Here is a 19,498-nt window from a genome sequence, read left to right on the forward strand (position 1 = left end):
GCGTGAGGCGTCGCTGTCAGGAGACCACCAGGAGACCCGCCGTGATCCCCCTTCGCACCCCTTCCCGCGCCGCCTATCTGCGCGTCGTACGCGCGAGCGCCTGGTACGACCTCGTCGTCACAGCGGGATTCGCCACGCCGTGGACCTATGCCCTGGTGCATGACGCGCTGTCGTCGCTCGGCGGCGCGCTCGGGCTGGGCGTGCTGCCCGCCCTCGATCCGATGCAGACCCTGTACGCGAATCTGATGGGCTCGGTCGTGGTGGTCTGGGCACTCCTGCGGATCCTCCGGCCACTGCCGGTGCACGGGCTGTGCGACGGCGTGGCACGCGCACTGTTCGCCACCTGGCAGGCGTACGCGCTGGGCCACGGGGCAACGCGGCTGCTGTGGCTCTTCTTCGTGGTGGAGGCGGCATTCGGCCTCGCTCAGCTGTGGCCGTGGTGGCGGGACCGGCGCACCGGCCCCGCCTGCGCTCCGCCTCGGGCCGTCGCACCCTGAACACCTGACCTGTCGGTGCGCGACGAAGGGTTGTCGTCGAGTTCCCTCCCGGCGATCCCGGCACTCCCCCGCACCGGCACGCGGGACCCGCCTTCGGCTACGTGCTGGCGGGGGAGATGCTCTTCGAGCTGGAAGGCGAGCCGGAGCGGGTGATCAAGGCCGGGGAGACGTTCTGGGAGCCGGGCGGCGATGTGATCCACTCCCAGGACGGGAACAACCGGACGGACTCCTGGAGCCGGTTCCTCGTCACCATGCTCCGTGCGCCGGGCCGGCCCATGCTCACCCTGGTCGACGAGGAGGAGCCGGCCCGGCGCCGGCACCTGCGCGCACCCCGGCCGTCGTGAGGCACGGGTCGCGGGTGGGTCACCGCGGCCGGCAGGAAAACAGGTCCCTGCGAGCGCGCTCCGTCCGGCAGACTCGGCCGCATGGAGACTGCTGAATTCCTTGAGACCCTGGACCGGGAGGGTCGGCTGCTGACCGCGGCCGCCGCGGAGGCGGGGACCGACGCCAAGGTACCGACCTGCCCCGAGTGGCAGGTCGGGGACCTGCTGCGGCACACGGGCGCCGTACACCGGTGGGCCGCCTCGTACGTCGCCGACGGACACACCGCGCCGCGGCCGCTGGGAGACGCCCCGGACCTGGACGGAGCCGAGCTGGTGGCCTGGTACCGCGACAGCCACCGCCTGCTGGTCGACACCCTGGCCGCGGCGCCCGCCGATGTGGAGTGCTGGACCTTCCTTCCGGTGCCGAGTCCCTCACCGCTGGCGTTCTGGACCCGGCGGCAGGCGCACGAGACCACCGTCCACCGCTACGACGCCGAGGCGGCGCGGGGCGGGGCCGCGTCGCCGATCGCCACGGACTTCGCGGCGGACGGGATCGACGAACTGCTGCGCGGCTTCCACGCCCGCTCCAGGAGCCGGGTCCGCACCGAGCGGCCGCGGGTGTTGCGGGTGCGCGCGGCGGACGGGGACGCGGACGCGGTGTGGACCGTACGGCTGTCGGCGGAGCCGCCCGTGACCTCGCGGGACGGAGCCGGGGAGGCCGAAGCGGAACTGGCGGGCCCGGCGGACCGGTTGTATCTGGCACTGTGGAACCGGGTACCGGTGCCGAGCGTGACGGGTGACCGCTCTCTCGCGGCGTTGTGGCAGGAGAGGGCCGGGATCTGACGCCTCGTCAGTCGACGTCGGCCAGCATCCGGGCCAGCACCGCGCGCTGCACCGGCTGCACCTCACCGTGCAGCGCGCGCCCCTTCACCGTGAGCACCACCCGCACACCCCGCCGGTCCTCGGAACACATGGCGCGCTCGACGAGGCCGTCCTTCTCCAGACGGCCGATGAGCCGGGACAGGGCGCTCTGGCTGAGATGGACGCGCTCCGAGATCTCCTGGACGCGGTAGGCGCAGTCGCCGCCCGCCGACTCGCCTTCGGCGAGCAGGTCGAGCACTTCGAAGTCGCTGGCGCACAGGCCGTGTCCGTGCAGGGCCCGGTCCAGCTCGCACTGGGTACGGGCGTGCAGGGCCAGGATGTCCCGCCACTGCTCCACGAGCGCCTGCTCGGCCTTGTTCGCCGCCATGGGCGCACGGTAGCAGAGAAATGAATTTGTTGCACCGTAATTAAATGCGCTCGCATCCGATGCACATGCATGTAGTGTCGTCGCCATGACCTCTCCGCTCACCACCCCCGCGGCACCGCCCCCGGCAGTTCGCTGGACTCCCCGGCTGTGGGGCACGCTCCTGGTGCTGTGCGCCGCGATGTTCCTGGACGCGCTCGACGTGTCGATGGTCGGCGTCGCGCTGCCGTCCATCGGTTCCGATCTCCATCTGTCCACGTCGACGCTGCAATGGATCGTCAGCGGCTACATCCTGGGATACGGCGGACTGCTCCTCCTCGGCGGCCGCACCGCGGACCTGCTCGGCCGGCGCCAGGTGTTCCTGGTGGCCCTCGGAGTCTTCGCGCTCGCCTCGCTGCTCGGCGGGCTCGTGGACTCGGGCCCGCTGCTGATCGCCAGCCGCTTCATCAAGGGCTTGAGCGCGGCCTTCACCGCCCCCGCGGGCCTGTCCATCATCACCACGACGTTCCCGGAGGGCCCGCTGCGCAACCGGGCGCTCTCCATCTACACCACCTGCGCCGCCACCGGCTTCTCGATGGGCCTGGTCCTGTCCGGGCTGCTCACCGAGGCCAGCTGGCGCCTCACCATGCTGCTGCCGGCGCCCATCGCGCTGATCGCGCTCGCCGCCGGTCTCAGGCTGCTGCCACGCAGCACCCGCGAGGAGAACCACGACGGCTACGACATCCCCGGTGCCGTCATCGGGACCGCCTCGATGCTGCTGCTGGTCTTCACCGTCGTCCAGGCGCCCGAGGCCGGCTGGGCCTCGGCCCGCACCCTGCTGTCCTTCCTGGCCGTCGCCGTCCTGCTGACCGCGTTCGTGCTGGTCGAGCGGCGCTCGCCGAGCCCGCTGATCCGGCTCGGGGTGCTGCGCTCGGGCAGTCAGGTCCGCGCCCAGCTCGGCGCGATCGCCTTCTTCGGCTCCTACGTCGGCTTCCAGTTCCTGACCACCTTGTACATGCAGACACTGCTCGGCTGGTCGGCGCTGCACACGGCGCTCGCCTTCCTGCCCGCGGGCGCGCTGGTGGCCGTGTCGTCCACGAAGGTCGGTGCGATCGTCGACCGGTTCGGCACCCCGCGGCTGATCGCGGCCGGCTTCGCGCTGATGGCCGTCGGGTACGCGCTGTTCCTGCGCGTGGACCTCGACCCGGTGTACGCGGCCGTCGTCCTGCCCTCGATGCTGCTGATCGGCGCCGCCTGCGCGCTGGTCTTCCCCTCGCTCAACATCCAGGCCACCAACGGGGTCGAGGACCACGAGCAGGGCATGGTCTCCGGACTGCTGAACACGTCGGTGCAGGTGGGCGGGGCGATCTTCCTGGCCGTCGTGACGGCCGTGGTGACCGCGGCCGCGCCGGCGCACGCGACCCCGCAGGCCGTCCTGGACAGCTACCGGCCGGGCTTCATGGTGGTCACGGGCATCGCCCTGGCCGGCCTGCTGATCACCCTCACCGGACTGCGCGGCCGGCGTACCCGGCCCTCGGTCGTGGTAGCCAGGTCCACCGTGGAGGAGGCGGAAGCGGAGCGCGTGGCGGTCCGCGACTGAGAAGGGGGAACGCCTCCCCGAGTGCGCCCGGCGGGAGTGGGATTGCCCCGCCGGGCGCACTCCTTGAGACTGACGGCATGTACACACACGGGGGACGACGTACGAGGGCCGAACACGATGCGGCCACGGTCGAGATCGGTTACGCGCCGGCCGGCGCCGCCTTCGCCGCGGCCGTCCTGTTCGGGGCCGTCGCCGGGCCGGCCCTGCTCTTCCCGCTGCCGCAACTGCCCTCGACGGTGCTGCTGCGGCTCGGTCTCGCCCTGGCGCCGGTGGTCTTCTTCGCCCGGGTGGTGAGCGTGCTGGTCCACTTCCGGCGGGAGTCTCAGCCGAGCCAGCCCGGCCGCACCAATCCCGACTCGTAGGCGAGGACGACGAGTTGGGCGCGGTCCCGGGCGCCCAGTTTCACCATCGTGCGGCTCACATGGGTCTTCGCCGTGAGCGGGCTGACGACCAGGCGACGGGCGATCTCCTCGTTCGACAGACCGATGCCGACCAGCGCCATCACCTCGCGTTCGCGCTCGGTGAGCCGGCCGAGGGCGCCGGCGGCCGCGGGCTCCTTGGAGCGGGCCGCGAACTCGGCGATCAGCCGGCGGGTGACGCCCGGGGACAGCAGGGCGTCACCCTCGACCACCGCCCGGACCGCGCGCACGAGTTCGTCCGGCTCGGTGTCCTTCACCAGGAATCCGGACGCGCCCGACCGGATCGCCTCGAAGACGTACTCGTCGAGTTCGAACGTGGTCAGCATGACCACCCGGACGTCCTTCAGCTCCGCGTCGCCGGTGATGCGCCGGGTCGCTGCCAGCCCGTCCAGCAGGGGCATGCGGATGTCCATCAGGACGACGTCGGGCCGCAGTTCGCGCACCCTGCGCAGGGCCTCCTCGCCGTCCGCCGCCTCCCCGGCCACCTCGATGTCCGGCTGGGCGTCGAGCAGTGCGCTGAAACCGGCCCGCACGAGCGACTGGTCGTCGGCGAGCAGTACCCGGATCACTGATCCTCCCCGGTGTGCAAGGGCAGTACGGCGAGCACCCGGAATCCGCCGTCGGAACGCGGGCCCGCCTCGATGGTGCCACCCAGCGCCGCCGCCCGCTCCCGCATGCCGGCCAGTCCGTTCCCGCTGCCGCCGGCGTCGCCGCCGGTCGCGGGCCCGTCGTCGTCGATCCGCAGCCCGAGTGCGGTGCCGTCGTGGTCGAGACGCACGCGCGCGTGCCGGGAGCCGGAGTGCCGTACGACGTTGGTCAGGGCCTCCTGCACGATGCGGAAGGCCGCGAGGTCGGTGCCGGGCGGCAGGTGCGGGGGCGTGCCACGGACCTCGACGGCCAGTCCGGCGGCCGCCGCCTGCTCGACCAGTTCCGGCAGCCGGCCGAGACCGGGCGCGGGGGCGCGCGGTGCGGCACCGGGGGCGCGCAGGGTGTCGAGCACCTGACGCACCTCGCCGAGGGCCTCCTTGCTGGCGGCCTTGATGGTGGTGAGCGCCGTGCGCGCCTGCTCGGGATCGCTGTCCAGCAGGGCAAGTCCCATGCCCGCCTGCACGTTGATGACGGAGATGCTGTGCGCGAGCACGTCGTGCAGCTCGCGGGCGATCCGCAGCCGTTCCTCGTCCGCGCGCCGCCGGGCGGCCTCGGCCCGGTCCGCGCGCTCGCGCGCCCACTGCTCGCGCCGCACCCGGACCACTTCGGAGAGCGCGACGACGACCAGCATCCAGGTGGCGACGACGATCTCCTGCCCCACGCTCGCCGCCCGGTCGCCCTGGGGCGGAAGCCTGCGGTAGAGCCACAGCGCGACCAGGGCGTGCCCGGCCCAGAGCAGAGCGAGTGCCGACCAGGCGGCCCGCCGGTGCCCGGTGACGACGGCGCTGAAGCAGCCGACCGCGACCGTCAGGAAGACCGGGCCGTAGGGGTAGCCCGCGCCCAGGTAGACCAGGGCCACGCCCGAGGTGCCGAAGGCGACGGCCACCGGGTGGCGCTGCCGCCACAGCAGCAGGACCGAGGCCACGAGCAGCAGCACGCGCGCGTACCCGTCGAGGGGTACGCGGTGGGGCTGCGCGTGCGCGGCGAAGTTCGAGCCGACGAGCACGAACGCGGTGAGCAGCACGGTGGAGCGCCAGGGCAGGCGGGCGGGGTGCGGCTCCGGGTCCGCGGCGCGGTTCCACCACGGGGGCCCGTACCGCCACCAGTGCGCGGGACCGCGCTCGCGCTGCTCTTCCATGCCCGCCACGCTAGACGGCCCCGGGCCCCGTGGGCGTCAGCCGGGTGAGGTGGTCGCGGATACTCCCCGGGGAGTACGCCCGCCCGTGCCCTCAGCGTCCGCCGGGCAGTCCCTCCACCTCCGCGGCGAAGAGCAGGTCCGGGTCGAAGCCCATGCCCGTGAAGTGGCCGGCGAGTTCCAGCGAGAGGACTCCGTGCAGGCGGCTCCAGAAGGTCAGGGCCAGGCGCAGGACGGGCGGCGGGGCAAAGTGGTCGCCCGCCCACCGGCGGTGGTCCTCGAGGTGGGAGTCGAGCGCGTCGGACGACGCGTCCCCGGGTTCCTCGGCGGCGCAGACGTCGAGCAGGGCGGCCATGATCTCCTGGGCGATCGCGGTGATGTCGTCCGGCGCCCGGTAGCCGGGGACCGGTGTGCCGTAGACGAGGAAGTAGCGCTGGGGGTCCTCCAGCGCCCAGCGGCGCAGGGCCCCGGCGAGGCCTGGCAGGTCGGCGCCCTCGTCGGCCGCGGCGCGGAAGGTGTCCGCGAGGCTGCGGTAGGCGTCGCGGACCAGCTCGGTGATCAGGTCGTCCCGGCCGCCGAAGTACCGGTAGAGCGCCGGGCCGCTCATGCCCATCTCCTTGGCGATGGCGTTCAGGGACAGCCCCGATGCGCCCGCCGAGGCGATCTGCTCCCAGGCCTTCGCCTTGATCTCCGCCCGGACCTGGCTGCGGTACCGCTCCCGGGGACTGGGACTCGCCGTGTCTGCCGCCATCGCCTTCACGCTCCTCGTCGTCGGTTGTTTCAACCTATCACTGGCGAGAGAGGTCGTAACGGATTTTTGCGCGAGAGCTTGACACCATCAATAGCAGACGTCATTTTAGTTATAGCTTCTAACGCAAGCGAAGCGCTCTAGACACCAAGGGCGTCAGCACTCCCTCTTCGACCCGGAGGTCGTCATGGAAAGCAAGGAACTCGTCGAGGTCGTCCTGCCGGGAACGGTCGAGCCGGAGGAACTGCAGTTCCGGCGCGGGGACGTCCCACAGCCGGGCGCCGGCCAGATCGTGGTGCGGGTGGAGGCCACCGGGGTGTCCTTCGCTGAGCAGCAGATGCGCCGGGGCCGCTACTACGACCAGCCGCCGTTCCCCTTCGTGCCCGGTTACGACCTGGTGGGCACGGTTCTCACGGCCGGCGCCGGCGTCGCGCCGAGTCTCGTCGGCAAGCGGGTGGCGGCACTGGTCAAGGTCGGCGGCTGGGCCAGCCATGTGGTCCTCGACGCGGCCGACGCGGTGGAGGTCCCGGCCGGGATCGACGCGGCCGAGGCCGAGACGCTGGTGGTCAACGGGATCACCGCGTGGCAGATGCTGCACCGCACGGCGCGGGTGCGCAGCGGCGGCACGGTCCTGGTGCACGGCGCGAACGGCGGCGTCGGCACGGTCCTGGTCCAGCTGGCGCGCGCCGCGGGCCTGAAGGTGATCGGCACGGCGTCCGCGCGCCACCACGCAACCCTGCGCGACCTGGGGGTCACCCCGGTCGACTACCGCACCGAGAACGTCCCGGCCCGGGTCCGGGAGCTGGCCCCCGGCGGGGTCGACGGCGTCTTCGACCACCTCGGCGGGCGCAGCGTCGTCGACTCCTGGCGGCTTCTCGCCCCCGGCGGGACCCTCGTCGCCTACGGCAGCGCCACCACCAGGGACGACTCGGGGTCCAAGCAGTGGCCGGTCCTGAAGATCCTCGGCCGGGTGTGGCGGTGGAACGCGCTGCCCAACGGCCGGCACGCCTACTTCTTCAATGTCTGGGCGGGTCGCGCCCTGAACAAGGACCGCTTCCGGGACCGGCTGCGCACCGACCTCACCCAGGTGTTCCACGCCCTCGAGCGCGGCGAGGTCACCGCGCGGATCGCCGCCCGGATGCCGCTCACCGAGGTCGCGGAGGCGATGCGGCTGGCCGAGTCCGGCGCGGTGTCCGGGAAGGTCGTCCTGATTCCGGAGGCGTAGGTGAGGCCGCCGGCCGGGCCCGGCCGCCAGGCGTCAGGGGCTGATCAGTCCCACGCTCCGGGCGAGCCGGTCGGCCGCTTGCCGGAAGAACGTCTCCCGGTCCTCCACGACCCGGTGGAACTGCCCGAACAGCTCGAAGCCGACCAGTCCGAACAACTGGGCCCAGGCGGCCACGAGCGCCACCGCCGCCTCGGGAGGCAGGTCGGGCGCGAAGTCCGCGACCATGCGCTCGGCCTCCGGGCGCAGCTCGGCCGTCAGGGGCAGGTCGGCGAGGCCGGGGCTCCGACGGGCGTCACGGACGATGCCGATGAGGAGCAGGCCGACACGGGAGGCCGCCCGCACGGTGCTCTCGGGGGCGGAGTAGCCGGGCACCGGCGAGCCGTAGATCAGCGCGTACTCGTGCGGATGGGCGAGCGCCCAGCAGCGGACCGCCTCGCACACGGCCGTGAAGCGCCGCGCACAGTCCGCGTCGGCCACCTTCGCGTGAGCCGCCTCCGCCGCCTCGCCGAGGGAGTCGTACGCATCGATGATCAACGCCGTCAGCAGGTCGTCGCGGCTCGGGAAGTAGCGGTAGAGCGCGGAGGAGACCATGCCCAGCTCGCGGGCGACGGCCCGCAGGGAGAGCTTGGCGGCACCTTCCGCGGCGAGCTGTCTGCGGGCCTCGTCCTTGATGGCGGCCGTGATCTCGGTCCTGGCCCGCGCGCGGGCGCCCTGTGCAGTGCTCATACGAGCAGTCTGCCACGACCGAGAGCAGTGCACACGAACGAGAGCACCGAACAAATCAGAGAGCACTGCTCTTGCTTTGGACACCCGTCTCCCCCACACTGAAGTCGAGCGAGAGCACCGCTCTCCCAACAGTGGGGGTCACCATGTCGTCTTCTTCGCCGTTCTACATCAAGAGCAGCCCGATGACCGTGCGCGTGAACGGGATCGTCGGCCGGCTCGCCCGGCTCGGGCTCGGCTTCGCGGGCAGCGCCGAACTGTCCGTGCCCGGGCGCAAGAGCGGCAAGATGCAGCGCATCCCGGTCAACCCCCACACCTGCGAGGGCGGGCAGTACCTCGTCTCGGCGCGCGGCCACTCCCAGTGGGTGCGCAACATGCGGGTTGCCGGCGGCGGGGAGCTGCGGGCCGGCAGGAAGGCCCGCGTGTTCACCGCGGTGGAGCTTCCCGACGAGGAGAAGCTCCCGATCCTGCGGACCTACCTGGAGAAGTGGGGCTGGGAGGTCAAGCAGTACTTCGCGGGCGTCACGGCCGCCTCCTCCGACGAGGAGATCCTGGCGATCGCCCCCGACCACCCGGTCTTCCGGATCACCGTCACGAACTGACGGTGTCCTCCACCGGGGCGGCCGGCCCCCGGTCCAGCGCGGTCAGGGCACGCTGGGCGATCGGGCGGGAGCGGAACAGCTCACCCAGGGACGTCGAACCCTGCGTGATCTCCTTGAACGCCTTCCATGCGGGACGGAAGCCCGTGAGGATCGCGTGGAAGATACCGGGACGGCGCTCGAACGCGGCCAGCATGCGCTTGCCGACGCTCATCTCCACGCCGAGCCCCGCCTTGATCGCGAACGCGTAGTTCAGAGCCTGGCGACGGGTGTCGACGGCGTCGTGCGCCTCGGCGATCCGGACGGCCCACTCCCCCGCCAGCCGGCCCGAGCGCAGTGCGAAGGAGATGCCCTCGCGGGTCCACGGCTCCAGCAGCCCCGCCGCGTCACCGCAGACGAGCACCCGGCCCCGGGAGAGCGGCGAGTCGTCGGCGCGGCAGCGGGTCAGATGCCCGGAGGAGATGCTCGGTTCGAAGCCGGCCAGGCCCAGCCGGGCGATGAAGTCCTCCAAGTAGCGCTTGGTGGCCGCACCTTCGCCGCGCGCCGAGATGACGCCGACCGTCAGCGTGTCGCCCTTCGGGAAGACCCAGCCGTAACTGCCCGGCATGGGGCCCCAGTCGATGAGGATCCGGCCCTTCCAGTCCTCGGCGACCGAGTCCGGGACGGGGATCTCCGCCTCCAGACCGAGGTCGACCTGGTCCAGCTTCACCCCGACGTGCGCGCCTATCCGGCTGGCGCTCCCGTCGGCGCCGACGACCGCGCGGGCCAGCACCGTCTCCCCGCCCTGCAGGACCACGGCGACCGTGCGCCGGTCCGGGACCGCGGAGCCGTGCTGCTCGACCCGCTGCACCGCGGCGCCCGTGCGCACCTCGGCACCCGCCTTCTGCGCGTGCTCGACCAGCTGCTGGTCGAACTCGGGCCGGTTGATGAGCCCGAACAGCATGTGCCTGGAGCGGCGGGTGCGGGTGAAGCGCCCGTTGTTCGAGAACGTGACCGCGTGCACCCGGTCCCGGAAGGGCAGTTCGAAGCCGGGGGGCAGCGCGTCGCGCGAGGGCCCGATGATGCCGCCGCCACAGGTCTTGTAGCGGGGCAGCTCCGCCTTCTCCAGCAACAGCACGGACCGTCCCGCGACCGCCGCCGCGTAGGCAGCCGAGGCCCCCGCCGGTCCCGCGCCCACCACGACGACGTCCCACACCCGCTGCACGTCGTCCGCCGAAGAGTTCTCGCCGCTCACGATGGTCTACTGCTCCGATCAAGCCGCTGCCGCACCTGTCCCCCCGCATCCTACGGCGGCCGTCGTCGCAGGCAGCTGTGGGAGGATCGGTCTATCTCAGCAGTTCAACGTCGCACCCACGAGGAGCGTGCCCATGTCGTCGAATCCGGTCGCCGAGACCGTCGCCTCGCTGCTGCCACGAGCGAAGACCGAGCTGACCGAACTGGTCGCCTTCAAGTCGGTGGCGGACTTCACGCAGTTCCCGAAGAGCGAGAGCGAAGGCGCCGCGAACTGGATCGCCGACGCCCTGCGGGCCGAGGGCTTCCAGGACGTGGCCCTGCTGGACACCCCGGACGGCACGCAGTCGGTGTACGGCCTGCTGCCGGGACCGGAGGGCGCCAAAACGGTTCTCCTCTATGCGCACTACGACGTGCAGCCGCCCCTGGACGAGGCCGGCTGGGCCACCCCGCCGTTCGAGCTGACCGAGCGGGACGGCCGCTGGTACGGCCGCGGCACCGCCGACTGCAAGGGCGGCCTGATCATGCACCTGCTCGCGCTGCGCGCCCTGAAGGCGAACGGCGGCGTCCCCGTCCACGTCAAGGTCATCGTCGAGGGCTCCGAAGAGCAGGGCACCGGCGGTCTGGAGCGGTACGCCGAGCAGCACCCGGAGCTGCTGGAGGCCGACACCATCGTCATCGGCGACGCGGGCAACTTCCGCGTCGGCCTGCCGACGGTGACCACCAGGCTGCGCGGCATGACGCTGATCCGGATCCAGACGGACACCCTCGCCGGCAACCTGCACTCGGGCCAGTTCGGCGGCGCCGCCCCGGACGCGCTGGCCGCGCTGATCCGCGTGCTGGACTCGCTGCGCGCCGAGGACGGCTCGACCACGGTCGACGGTCTCGACGCCACCGAGCGGTGGGACGGCCTGGAGTACACCGAGGAGCAGTTCCGCAAGGACGCCAGGGTGCTGGACGGGGTCGGTCTGATCGGCGGCGGCTCGGTGGCCGACCGCATCTGGGCCCGCCCGGCGGTGACCGTGCTCGGCATCGACTGCCCGCCGGTGGTGGGCGCCACCCCGTCCGTGCAGTCGAGCGCCCGCGCGCTGGTCAGCCTGCGTGTGCCGCCGGGCGTGGACGCGGCGGAGGCGACCAAGCTGCTCCAGGCGCACGTCGAGGCGCACACCCCGTGGGGCGCCCGGGTGCAGACCGAGCAGATCGGCCAGGGCCAGGCCTTCCGCGCCAACACCTCCAGCCCCGCCTACCAGGCGATGGCCGACGCGATGGCTCTCGCCTACCCGGGCGAGACCATGCAGTACGCCGGCCAGGGCGGCTCCATCCCGCTGTGCAACACCCTCGCGGGCCTGTACCCGCAGGCGGAGATCCTGCTGATCGGCCTGAGCGAGCCGGAGGCGCAGATCCACGCGGTCAACGAGAGCGTGTCCCCCGAGGAGCTGGAGCGGCTGTCGGTCGCCGAGGCGCTGTTCCTGCGCAACTACGCGGCGGGCTGAACCCCTCTGCCCACGGCAGACAGCCCTCGCCCGGGGGCGGGGGCCCTGCCTACGGTCGGCGCATGGACGTCATCGAGCTGCTCCCCCGCCTCCACCTCCTGCGCTTCGCCGTCGGACAGGCCTATCTCTGGCGTGACGACGAGGAGCTGACGCTGATCGACGCGGGAGTGCTCGGCTCGGGCCGGACGATCGCCGACGCGGTCACGGCGCTGGGTCGCTCCCCCGGGGACGTGACGCGGATCGTGGTGACCCATTTCCACGAGGACCACGCGGGCGGGGCGGGCGAGTTCGCCGCGCTGAGCGGCGCCGAGGTGCTGGCACACCACCTGGACGCGCCGTTCGTCCGGGGGGAACGCCCCGGCCCGCCGCCGCGGTTCGAGGACTGGGAGCTGCCGGTCCACGCGGAGGTGTCACGGCACCTGCCCGAGGGCGAGCCGGTGCCCCCGCGGGGCGTGACGCCCGTGTCCGACGGCGATGTGCTCGGCTTCGGCGGCGGGGCACGGGTGGTCCACGTCCCCGGGCACACGGACGGCAGCATCGCCGTGTTCGTCCCCGACGAGGGCGTCCTGTTCACGGGCGACACGGTGGCCGCCTCACCGGTCGACGGGGCGGTGATGCCGGGCGTGTTCAACCTCGACCGCGGCCGGCTCCTCGGTTCCCTCCACCGGTTGGCGTCCCTCGACGCGGACGTGGCCTGCTTCGGGCACGGCGACCCGGTGGTGGGCGGGGCCTCGGCCGCGCTGCGGACAGCGGCGGACAGCCCTGCGGCCGGCTGACCGCCGCCGACCGTCATCCGGCCGGCTGACCATCGCGGACAGCCGCCCGGCAGCGGCCGATCACAACGGACGACCGCCCTGCCCCTTAGCCGATCGCAGCAGGCGGCCGCGCCGTCCCGTTCGCCGATCACAGCAGGCGGCCGCCCCGCCCCGTCGGCCGATCACAGGGGACAGCCGCGCCCCTGCCCCGTCGGCCGGTCCCTGTCGGCAGACACCCCGTGCCGTCAGACGATCGGGCGGACAGACACCCTGCCCCTCAGCCGGTCACGGGGCCCGGCCGCCACCGCCCGGTCCGTCGCCCCCGACCGCGTCGCGGCCTCGCCCTTCGGGCCGGCCCGTCGGCCGGGTGCGGCTCAGGCGGCCTGACCGGCGACCGGGACACCGGCCTCCAGATAGAGCGCGGCTCCACGCTCGCGGGCGCGCAACGCCCAGCGCAGCCGCTCATAGCGGACCGGCGGCAGCATTCCGGCCGCCTCCTGCTCGGTGGCGAAGCGCCATGCCCGCAGCTCCGGCCCAGGAAGCACCACCCCCGACGCCTCGGCGGAGTCCAGTCGGCCGCCGTCGAAGAGCAGGCGCAGTCCGCCGTAGCCGGGGGGTGCGGGCCGCTCCCAGTCGACGACGAGCAGCCGCGGCACCTCCCGCAGCCGTATCCCGGTCTCCTCGGCGACCTCGCGGATGCCGGCGCGGGCGGGAGCCTCGCCGCGCTCGACCACGCCGCCGGGAAACTCCCAGCCGGGCTTGTAGGTGGGGTCGACGAGGAGTACGCGGTCGTGCTCGTCGAAGAGCAGCACCCCGGCGGCCAGCGTCTCGGCGGTGGGCTCGGGGGTCTGCACGATGTCGCAGGGCGGCGCGGAGCCGCTGCCGACGGCCTCGGCGATGCGGACGGCGGTCTCGTACGGGGTGAGGGCACTGGTGTCGACCAGGTGGGCGTCGGCGGTGAGCCAGGAACCCAGGGCGGCGCGGTAGGGCTCGATGTGGTCGAACGACCACTGCCGTACCCGCATCTCGCCGTCGGGCAGGTCCGGCGGGATCTCCCGCCCGGCTATCCGCTCGCGCAGTATCGTTTCGGCCGGGGCGAGGAGCAAATGGCGTACGGGTATCCGGCGGGCGGCCAGACCGCCGAAGATCTCGTCGCGGTACTCCTGGCGCAGCAGGGTCATGGGGACCACGAGCGTCCCGCCCAGCTCGGCGAGCATCGCGGCCGCCGTGTCGATCACGAGGCGGCGCCAGATCGGCAGGTCCTGGAAGTCGCCGACCTCGGCGAGGCGCTTGGGCGGCAGCAGTTGTGCGAGCCCTCCGCCGATGACCTCGGGGTCGAAGAGCGTGCTGTTCGGGATCAGCTCGATCAGTTCCCGTGCGGTGGTGGTCTTCCCCGCACCGAACGCGCCGTTGATCCAGACGACGGTCACGGACTCCCCCTCTTCTGTTGGCCCCCTGTGGCTTGCCCGCTCCACCCTGCCACGGAAACCACGTTCGGTTGAGGGCGCGCACACGAGAGCGCCGGTGCCCCCTGCGGCGGGGACACCGGCGCCCGGCGGCTCGGGCTACTCCTGGCCCGGTGCGTCGTCGTGGTGGGCCGGGCCGTCGTGGTCGGCCGCGTGGTCGGCGTTGTCGAGGGCGCCGGCGGCCTTGAGGTCACCGGGTTGTGCGTGGTCGGCGGAGTGCGACGGGGTGACGGCGGCCACGACGAAGCCGGTGGCGAGGGAGGCGAGGGCGAGCATGCTGCGTTTCTTCATGCCGTGATGAACTGCGCAACCGCCCGGGAGTCACGCACGGGGCGGCGATTGTGCGCTTCGGGCCGAGACTGCTGTGCCCTTCCGACGAGACTGCTGTGCCCTTCGAGCCGAGGCTGCTGTGCGCTACGGGCCGAGGCTGCGGTGCGCTACGGGCCGAGGCTGCGGGGATGCACCCCCGGCCGGGGCGAAACCTCGTGGCCGTGGTGATCATGGCGCCGGTATCCTCCGGGTCCCGGACCGCGGGCAGCCCGCGGACCACGAGCAGGAGAGACGACGGCCATGAGCAGCACCCGCCCGACGACGACCCTCTGGCGTCCCACCGGCCCCAAGGAGCTGGATCTCGTGCGGGAGCTGGAGTGGAGGGCGTGGCCGCCTCGACTGCCCGAGCAGCCGATCTTCTACCCGGTGCTCAACGAGGACTACGCGATCAGGATCGCACGCGACTGGAACGTCAAGCACGACGGCGCCGGGTTCGTGACCCGCTTCGAGGTCGACTCGGAGTTCCTCGGCCGCTATCCCGTCCGGCAGGCCGGCGGCGAGACGATCCTGGAGCTGTGGGTTCCCGCCGAGGAGCTGGACGAGTTCAACGCCCACATCGTGGGACGTATCGCCGTCGTGCACGAGTTCCACTGAGGCCACGGACGGCCGGGGGAACCAACACAATCAAACGCCCGGCCGTCCCGTCATCCCTCGACTTCCGCCGCTGTCAGGAGACCTGACGGCATATCGAACCATGTTGACGCACCTCTTCCAACACAGTCCGACACGTCCTACCGTAAACGCGCACCGGTGACACGTACATGCCGTCATCTCATCTCCCGCGAGTCGGAGGAACGTCAACGATGCGTCACCCTCACACCCGCACCACCCGCCGAAGAGTGGCCGCAGCGCTCGCCGCGGGGCTGCTGAGCGCGGCAGGCCTCGCCGTCCCCGCGATCGCGGCCCCCACCCGGCCGCCCGCCGCCCCCTCCCTGGCCGACGGCCTCGCCCTCACCCCGCCGATGGGCTTCAACAACTGGAACTCCACGCAGTGCGGCCCCGGCTTCGACGAAGCCATGGTCGAGGGGATCGCGGACCTCTTCGTGGACAAGGGCCTCAAGGACGCCGGCTACCGGTACGTCAACCTCGACGACTGCTGGGCCCTGCCGAACCGCGACGCGAACGGCAAGCTCGTGCCCGACCCGGCCCGCTTCCCCCACGGCATCAAGGCCGTCGCGGACTACGTCCACGCCAAGGGTCTCAAGCTCGGCATCTACACCAGCGCAGGCTTCAGGACCTGCAACAGCGCGGGCTTCCCGGGCGCGCTCGGCCACGAGTACAGCGACGCGCAGCAGTTCGCCGACTGGGGCGTGGACTACCTCAAGTACGACAACTGCAACAACCTGGGCGTCGACGCCCAGCAGCGCTACCGCACCATGCGCGACGCCCTCAAGGCGACCGGCCGGCCCATCGTCTACAGCATCTGCGAATGGGGCGAGAACAAGCCGTGGGAGTGGGCGGACGTCGGCCATCTGTGGCGGACCACCGGTGACATCAGCGACAGCTGGGGGTCGATGCTCTCGATCCTCAAGCAGAACCTCCCGCTCGCCCCCCATGCGGGCCCCGGCCACTGGAACGACCCCGACATGCTGGAGGTCGGCAACGGCGGCATGACGGACACCGATTACCGCTCGCACTTCTCCCTCTGGTCGGTCATGGCCGCGCCGCTGCTCATCGGCACCGACCTGCGCAAGGCCTCCCCGGCGACCTTCGACATCCTGGACAACAAGGAGGTCATCGCCGTCGACCAGGACCCGCTGGGCAAGCAGGGCACCGTCGTGTCCTCCGCGGGCGGGCGCTGGGTCGTGGGCAAGGAGATGAAGGACGGCAGCCGCGCGGTCGCCCTGTTCAACGAGTCCGGCTCCGCCCAGCGGATCGCCACCAGCGCCGCCGCCCTCGGCCTGCCCGGCGCCCCCGGCTACACCCTGCGCGACCTGTGGCAGCACCGCAGCTACAACACCGCGGGCACCGTCGCCGCGACCGTCCCGGCCCATGGCACGGTCATGCTGCGCGTCTCGGCCGACACCCGCTGGGCCGCCCACCCGCCCGCCGTGGAACTGGGCCTCGACGCGAGTCCCCTGGTGGAGGCGGGCACCCCGGCCACGCTGACCAGCGCCGTCACCGACCTGGGCCGCACGCCCGCGCGCCGGGTGTCCGTGTCGCTGACGGGCCCGCACGGATGGACCGTCCGCCCCACCTCGGCGGCCACGGCCGCCGCCCTCGGCACCGGCAGGTCCCTGCGCACCGGCTGGACGGTGACCGCGCCGACGGGAACGCCGACCGGGTCGTACGACCTCTCGCTCAGGGCGAGTTACCGCTCACCGGCCGGTGAGAGCGTCGTGAGCACCCTCCCGCTGACCGCGTCCGTCGTACTGCCGCCGCCCGCCGGGACGTCACACCTCAGCGATCTGCCGTGGCTGTCGGCGGCGAGCGGCTGGGGACCGGTCGAGCGCGACACCAGCAACGGGGAGAGCGCCGCCGGCGACGGCCACCCGATCACCCTGAACGGCGTGGTGTACGCCAAGGGGCTCGGCGTCCATGCGCAGAGCGAGGTCTCCTACTACACCGGCAAGGCCTGCGAGAAGGTCACGGCCGACGTCGGCGTGGACGACGAGAAGGGCACGAAAGGCACCGTCGCCTTCGAGATCTGGGCCGACGGCACCGAGGTCGCCTCGACCGGTGTGCTGACCAACGCCCAGCCCGCCCAGCCGCTCACCGCCGACGTCACCGGCGCTCAGGTGGTCCGGCTCGTCGTCACCGACGGCGGCGACGGCATCGACTCGGACCACGCGGACTGGGCGGACGCCCGGCTCAGCTGCTGAAACGATTCCGGGGGGCTGCGGGCGCCGGTCCGCGCATCGCTCAGACCCCCGCTGCGGTCGCGTCCGGCCTGCGGGCCAGCGCGGCCGCGGCGGCACCGACGAGTCCCGCGTCCGTGCCCATCTGTGCGGGCGCGACCGTCAGCCGCCGCACGAAGGACAGCGTCGCGTAGTCGCTGAGCGCCTTGCGCAGGGGCGCGAGCAGGATGTCGCCGGCGTTGCCGACACCCCCGCCGATCACCGCGATGTCGATCTCCACCAGGGTCGCGGTGGCTGCGATCCCGGCGGCCAGGGCCTGCGCGGCCCGCTCGAAGGAGCCCACGGCGACCGGATCGCCCTCCCGTGCCGCCGCGGCCACGGCGGCGGCGGAGGCGTCACCGTCGGGCCCCGGCCGCCAGCCCCGCTCCAGGGCGCGGCGGGCGATGTTGGGTCCGCTGGCGATGCGCTCGACACAGCCGCGCGAGCCGCACGGGCAGGGGTCGCCGTCGAGATCGACGCTGATGTGGCCGATGTGGCCCGCGTTGCCGGTCGGGCCGGGATGCAGCTGCCCGCCGAGGACCAGGCCGCCGCCGACGCCGGTGGAGACCACCATGCACAGCGCGTTGTCGTGGCCGCGGGCGGCGCCCTGCCAGTGCTCGGCGGCCGTGATCGCCACGCCGTCGCCGATCAGCTCGACCGGCAGGCCGCCGGTCGCCGCATGTACCCGCTCGACCAGCGGGAAGTCACGCCAGCCCGGCACGTTCACCGGGCTGACCGTGCCCGCCGAGGCGTCCACCGGGCCCGCGCTGCCGATACCGATCGAGCCGGCGCGTCCCCACAGGGGCGACCCGGCGAGGTCGCCGAGCACCTCCTCGACGGCCCGCATGACCGTTTCGCCGTCCTGCTGAGCGGGCGTTGCGCGCTGTGCGCGCGCCTGGATCCGTCCGTGGCCGTCCACCAGCGCGCCGGCGATCTTGGTACCGCCGATGTCCAGGGCCGCCACGAGTTCGGTGTGCATCAGTGTCAGATCTCCCCGTTGAACCTTGAGAACCAGAAGCAGAAGCAGGCCGGTCAAGCGGTGGGGGCGCAGGCCGGAGACAGCGCTGGACAGTCTCTCGCGCATCTGACAACGTTGTCCAGGCTCTATGCTCGACGCCACATCCTCATATGAATCCATGCACCGGCGCACCCCACTTCCCGGGGAACGCCGGACGACAGGACAGGACAGCGCATCGTGCCCGAGACCACCCGCCGTGCTGAGCGCCTCGCCGGGACCCGCTACGGCAACCGTCCCACGATGAAGGACGTGGCCGCACGCGCCGGGGTCGGCCTGAAGACGGTGTCCCGCGTGGTCAACGGCGAACCGGGGGTCACCCCCGACACCGAGCGCCGTGTCCAGGAGGCCATCGACGCGCTCGGCTTCCGCCGCAACGACAGCGCGCGCGTCCTGCGCAAGGGCCGTACCGCCAGCATCGGCCTGGTCCTGGAGGATCTCGCCGACCCCTTCTACGGCCCGCTGAGCCGTGCCGTGGAAGAGGTGGCCCGCGCACACGGGGCCCTGCTGATCAACGGCTCCAGCGCCGAGGACCCGGAGCGGGAGCAGGAGCTGGCGCTGGCGCTGTGCGCGCGGCGGGTGGACGGTCTGGTGGTGATCCCGGCCGGGGACGACCACCGCTATCTGGAGCCGGAGATCCGGGCGGGCGTGGCGACCGTGTTCGTGGACCGCCCCGCCGGGCGGATCGACGCCGACGTCGTCCTGTCCGACAACTACGGCGGGGCACGCGACGGCGTCGCCCACCTGATCGCGCACGGCCACCGCCGGATCGGGTTCATCGGCGACATGCCCCGCATCCACACCGCGGCCGAGCGGCTGCGCGGCTACCGGGCCGCCATGGAGGACGCGGGGATACCCGTCGAGGAGCAGTGGATGTCCCTCGGCCAGACGGATCCGGTGCGGGTGCGCCGGGCCGCCGAGGAGATGCTCGCGGGCCCCTCCCCCGTCACCGCGATCTTCACGGGCAACAACCGGGTGACGGTCACCGTGATCCGCGTCCTCGCCGAGCAGTCCCGTCCGGTCGCCCTCGTCGGCTTCGACGACATCGAGCTGGCCGACCTGCTCCAGCCGGGCGTGACGGTCGTCGCCCAGGACGCGGCCGCCCTCGGCCGCACCGCCGCCGAGCGCCTCTTCCGCCAGCTGGACGGCTCCCTCGTCGCACCGGAGCGCATCGAGCTGCCCACGCGACTGATCACCCGCGGCTCCGGCGAACTGCCGCCCTCCGGGTGA

Annotated in this window: 20 protein-coding genes and 1 pseudogene; 12 read left to right on the forward strand and 9 right to left on the reverse strand. The window is 72.7% G+C overall.

Annotation, left to right across the window (positions count from 1 at the left end):
* Window positions 1-41: 41 nt before the first annotated feature.
* The 3 genes and pseudogenes from ACFZCP_RS34365 (at window position 42) to ACFZCP_RS34375 (ending at window position 1,663) form a co-directional block, all read left to right on the forward strand.
* Window positions 42-497: a hypothetical protein gene (locus tag ACFZCP_RS34365; RefSeq protein ID WP_391435404.1), complete on the forward strand. Its 456-nt coding sequence runs from the start codon at window positions 42-44 to the stop codon at window positions 495-497.
* A gap of 29 nt (window positions 498-526) precedes the next feature.
* Window positions 527-841: pseudogene (locus ACFZCP_RS34370) on the forward strand (cupin domain-containing protein); the annotation flags it as partial.
* Window positions 842-922: 81 nt separating this feature from the next.
* Window positions 923-1,663 (forward strand): maleylpyruvate isomerase family mycothiol-dependent enzyme, encoded by a 741-nt coding sequence (locus tag ACFZCP_RS34375; protein ID WP_391435407.1) that lies wholly within the window; start codon window positions 923-925, stop codon window positions 1,661-1,663.
* A 7-nt stretch (window positions 1,664-1,670) separates the two neighbouring features.
* Here the strand turns inward: ACFZCP_RS34375 and ACFZCP_RS34380 are convergent, their stop codons facing one another.
* On the reverse strand, window positions 1,671-2,069 hold the full coding sequence (locus tag ACFZCP_RS34380; RefSeq protein WP_362685478.1) for a MarR family transcriptional regulator: 399 nt from the start codon (window positions 2,067-2,069) through the stop codon (window positions 1,671-1,673).
* An 85-nt stretch (window positions 2,070-2,154) separates the two neighbouring features.
* Between ACFZCP_RS34380 and ACFZCP_RS34385 the strand changes: the two genes are divergently transcribed.
* Both ACFZCP_RS34385 and ACFZCP_RS34390 read left to right on the forward strand, forming a co-directional pair.
* The gene (locus ACFZCP_RS34385; protein WP_391435413.1) at window positions 2,155-3,645 is read left to right on the forward strand and encodes an MFS transporter; all 1,491 of its coding nucleotides are present in this window, start codon (window positions 2,155-2,157) and stop codon (window positions 3,643-3,645) included.
* A gap of 77 nt (window positions 3,646-3,722) precedes the next feature.
* Window positions 3,723-4,007, forward strand: coding sequence for a DUF6332 family protein (locus ACFZCP_RS34390; protein WP_391435417.1), 285 nt, complete (start codon window positions 3,723-3,725; stop codon window positions 4,005-4,007).
* Here the strand turns inward: ACFZCP_RS34390 and ACFZCP_RS34395 are convergent.
* The 3 genes from ACFZCP_RS34395 to ACFZCP_RS34405 all read right to left on the reverse strand — a co-directional run bounded on the left by ACFZCP_RS34395 (window position 3,968) and on the right by ACFZCP_RS34405 (window position 6,598).
* A complete protein-coding gene (locus ACFZCP_RS34395; protein ID WP_391435420.1) occupies window positions 3,968-4,633 on the reverse strand; it encodes a response regulator in 666 nt (221 codons plus the stop codon). The genes ACFZCP_RS34390 and ACFZCP_RS34395 overlap by 40 nt on opposite strands.
* Window positions 4,630-5,850 (reverse strand): histidine kinase, encoded by a 1,221-nt coding sequence (locus ACFZCP_RS34400; protein ID WP_391435424.1) that lies wholly within the window; start codon window positions 5,848-5,850, stop codon window positions 4,630-4,632. Before ACFZCP_RS34400 ends, ACFZCP_RS34395 begins: the two co-directional genes overlap by 4 nt.
* Before the next feature lie 91 nt (window positions 5,851-5,941).
* Entirely contained in the window at window positions 5,942-6,598 is a 657-nt protein-coding gene (locus tag ACFZCP_RS34405) for a WHG domain-containing protein (RefSeq protein ID WP_391435428.1), read from the reverse strand.
* 184 nt (window positions 6,599-6,782) lie between these two features.
* On the opposite strand from ACFZCP_RS34405, the gene ACFZCP_RS34410 reads away from it, so the two are divergent.
* A complete protein-coding gene (locus ACFZCP_RS34410) occupies window positions 6,783-7,820 on the forward strand; it encodes a zinc-binding dehydrogenase (RefSeq protein ID WP_391435432.1) in 1,038 nt (345 codons plus the stop codon).
* Window positions 7,821-7,853: 33 nt separating this feature from the next.
* On the opposite strand, the gene ACFZCP_RS34415 is transcribed toward ACFZCP_RS34410, so the two are convergent.
* Entirely contained in the window at window positions 7,854-8,546 is a 693-nt protein-coding gene (locus ACFZCP_RS34415) for a WHG domain-containing protein (RefSeq protein WP_391435437.1), read from the reverse strand.
* Window positions 8,547-8,689: 143 nt separating this feature from the next.
* Between ACFZCP_RS34415 and ACFZCP_RS34420 the strand changes: the two genes are divergently transcribed.
* A complete protein-coding gene (locus tag ACFZCP_RS34420) occupies window positions 8,690-9,145 on the forward strand; it encodes a nitroreductase/quinone reductase family protein (protein WP_391435442.1) in 456 nt (151 codons plus the stop codon).
* Here the strand turns inward: ACFZCP_RS34420 and ACFZCP_RS34425 are convergent.
* Window positions 9,135-10,376 carry a geranylgeranyl reductase family protein gene (locus ACFZCP_RS34425; RefSeq protein ID WP_391435445.1) on the reverse strand — a complete coding sequence of 414 codons (1,242 nt, stop codon included), beginning with the start codon at window positions 10,374-10,376 and terminating at the stop codon, window positions 9,135-9,137. The two genes, ACFZCP_RS34420 and ACFZCP_RS34425, sit on opposite strands and share 11 nt — an antisense overlap.
* Before the next feature lie 133 nt (window positions 10,377-10,509).
* Between ACFZCP_RS34425 and ACFZCP_RS34430 the strand changes: the two genes are divergently transcribed.
* A complete protein-coding gene (locus tag ACFZCP_RS34430; protein ID WP_391435448.1) occupies window positions 10,510-11,865 on the forward strand; it encodes a M20/M25/M40 family metallo-hydrolase in 1,356 nt (451 codons plus the stop codon).
* A 62-nt stretch (window positions 11,866-11,927) separates the two neighbouring features.
* Window positions 11,928-12,641 (forward strand): MBL fold metallo-hydrolase, encoded by a 714-nt coding sequence (locus tag ACFZCP_RS34435; RefSeq protein ID WP_391435451.1) that lies wholly within the window; start codon window positions 11,928-11,930, stop codon window positions 12,639-12,641.
* Window positions 12,642-12,994: 353 nt separating this feature from the next.
* Here ACFZCP_RS34435 and ACFZCP_RS34440 read toward each other — a convergent pair whose 3' ends face one another.
* Together ACFZCP_RS34440 and ACFZCP_RS34445 are read right to left on the reverse strand one after the other, a co-directional pair.
* Window positions 12,995-14,050 (reverse strand): NUDIX domain-containing protein, encoded by a 1,056-nt coding sequence (locus ACFZCP_RS34440; RefSeq protein WP_362685514.1) that lies wholly within the window; start codon window positions 14,048-14,050, stop codon window positions 12,995-12,997.
* 135 nt (window positions 14,051-14,185) lie between these two features.
* Window positions 14,186-14,377, reverse strand: a complete 192-nt coding sequence (locus ACFZCP_RS34445) for a hypothetical protein (RefSeq protein WP_391435455.1) — start codon at window positions 14,375-14,377, stop codon at window positions 14,186-14,188.
* A gap of 279 nt (window positions 14,378-14,656) precedes the next feature.
* Here ACFZCP_RS34445 and ACFZCP_RS34450 point away from each other — a divergent pair, with 279 nt between their 5' ends.
* Both ACFZCP_RS34450 and ACFZCP_RS34455 read left to right on the forward strand, forming a co-directional pair.
* On the forward strand, window positions 14,657-15,010 hold the full coding sequence (locus ACFZCP_RS34450) for a hypothetical protein (RefSeq protein ID WP_391435459.1): 354 nt from the start codon (window positions 14,657-14,659) through the stop codon (window positions 15,008-15,010).
* 209 nt (window positions 15,011-15,219) lie between these two features.
* Window positions 15,220-17,238, forward strand: coding sequence for an NPCBM/NEW2 domain-containing protein (locus ACFZCP_RS34455; protein ID WP_391435463.1), 2,019 nt, complete (start codon window positions 15,220-15,222; stop codon window positions 17,236-17,238).
* A 40-nt stretch (window positions 17,239-17,278) separates the two neighbouring features.
* Here the strand turns inward: ACFZCP_RS34455 and ACFZCP_RS34460 are convergent, their stop codons facing one another.
* Window positions 17,279-18,232: an ROK family protein gene (locus ACFZCP_RS34460; protein ID WP_391435466.1), complete on the reverse strand. Its 954-nt coding sequence runs from the start codon at window positions 18,230-18,232 to the stop codon at window positions 17,279-17,281.
* A 216-nt stretch (window positions 18,233-18,448) separates the two neighbouring features.
* Between ACFZCP_RS34460 and ACFZCP_RS34465 the strand changes: the two genes are divergently transcribed.
* Window positions 18,449-19,498, forward strand: coding sequence for a substrate-binding domain-containing protein (locus ACFZCP_RS34465; protein WP_391435470.1), 1,050 nt, complete (start codon window positions 18,449-18,451; stop codon window positions 19,496-19,498).

Origin of the sequence: Streptomyces sp. NPDC007971 (genome assembly GCF_042958635.1) — a bacterium.
Classification (GTDB): Bacteria; Actinomycetota; Actinomycetes; order Streptomycetales; family Streptomycetaceae; genus Streptomyces.

Excerpts from the sequence above, each read along its gene's own strand:
- ACFZCP_RS34385 (WP_391435413.1), top strand. The coding sequence starts at position 2,155 with ATGACCTCTCCGCTCACCACCCCCGCGGCACCGCCCCCGGCAGTTCGC.
- ACFZCP_RS34415 (WP_391435437.1), bottom strand. The coding sequence starts at position 8,546 with ATGAGCACTGCACAGGGCGCCCGCGCGCGGGCCAGGACCGAGATCACG.
- ACFZCP_RS34380 (WP_362685478.1), bottom strand. The coding sequence starts at position 2,069 with ATGGCGGCGAACAAGGCCGAGCAGGCGCTCGTGGAGCAGTGGCGGGAC.
- ACFZCP_RS34455 (WP_391435463.1), top strand. The coding sequence starts at position 15,220 with ATGCGTCACCCTCACACCCGCACCACCCGCCGAAGAGTGGCCGCAGCG.
- ACFZCP_RS34445 (WP_391435455.1), bottom strand. The coding sequence starts at position 14,377 with ATGAAGAAACGCAGCATGCTCGCCCTCGCCTCCCTCGCCACCGGCTTC.
- ACFZCP_RS34460 (WP_391435466.1), bottom strand. The coding sequence starts at position 18,232 with ATGCACACCGAACTCGTGGCGGCCCTGGACATCGGCGGTACCAAGATC.
- ACFZCP_RS34390 (WP_391435417.1), top strand. The coding sequence starts at position 3,723 with ATGTACACACACGGGGGACGACGTACGAGGGCCGAACACGATGCGGCC.
- ACFZCP_RS34410 (WP_391435432.1), top strand. The coding sequence starts at position 6,783 with ATGGAAAGCAAGGAACTCGTCGAGGTCGTCCTGCCGGGAACGGTCGAG.
- ACFZCP_RS34400 (WP_391435424.1), bottom strand. The coding sequence starts at position 5,850 with ATGGAAGAGCAGCGCGAGCGCGGTCCCGCGCACTGGTGGCGGTACGGG.
- ACFZCP_RS34450 (WP_391435459.1), top strand. The coding sequence starts at position 14,657 with ATGAGCAGCACCCGCCCGACGACGACCCTCTGGCGTCCCACCGGCCCC.
- ACFZCP_RS34420 (WP_391435442.1), top strand. The coding sequence starts at position 8,690 with ATGTCGTCTTCTTCGCCGTTCTACATCAAGAGCAGCCCGATGACCGTG.
- ACFZCP_RS34375 (WP_391435407.1), top strand. The coding sequence starts at position 923 with ATGGAGACTGCTGAATTCCTTGAGACCCTGGACCGGGAGGGTCGGCTG.
- ACFZCP_RS34430 (WP_391435448.1), top strand. The coding sequence starts at position 10,510 with ATGTCGTCGAATCCGGTCGCCGAGACCGTCGCCTCGCTGCTGCCACGA.
- ACFZCP_RS34435 (WP_391435451.1), top strand. The coding sequence starts at position 11,928 with ATGGACGTCATCGAGCTGCTCCCCCGCCTCCACCTCCTGCGCTTCGCC.
- ACFZCP_RS34405 (WP_391435428.1), bottom strand. The coding sequence starts at position 6,598 with ATGGCGGCAGACACGGCGAGTCCCAGTCCCCGGGAGCGGTACCGCAGC.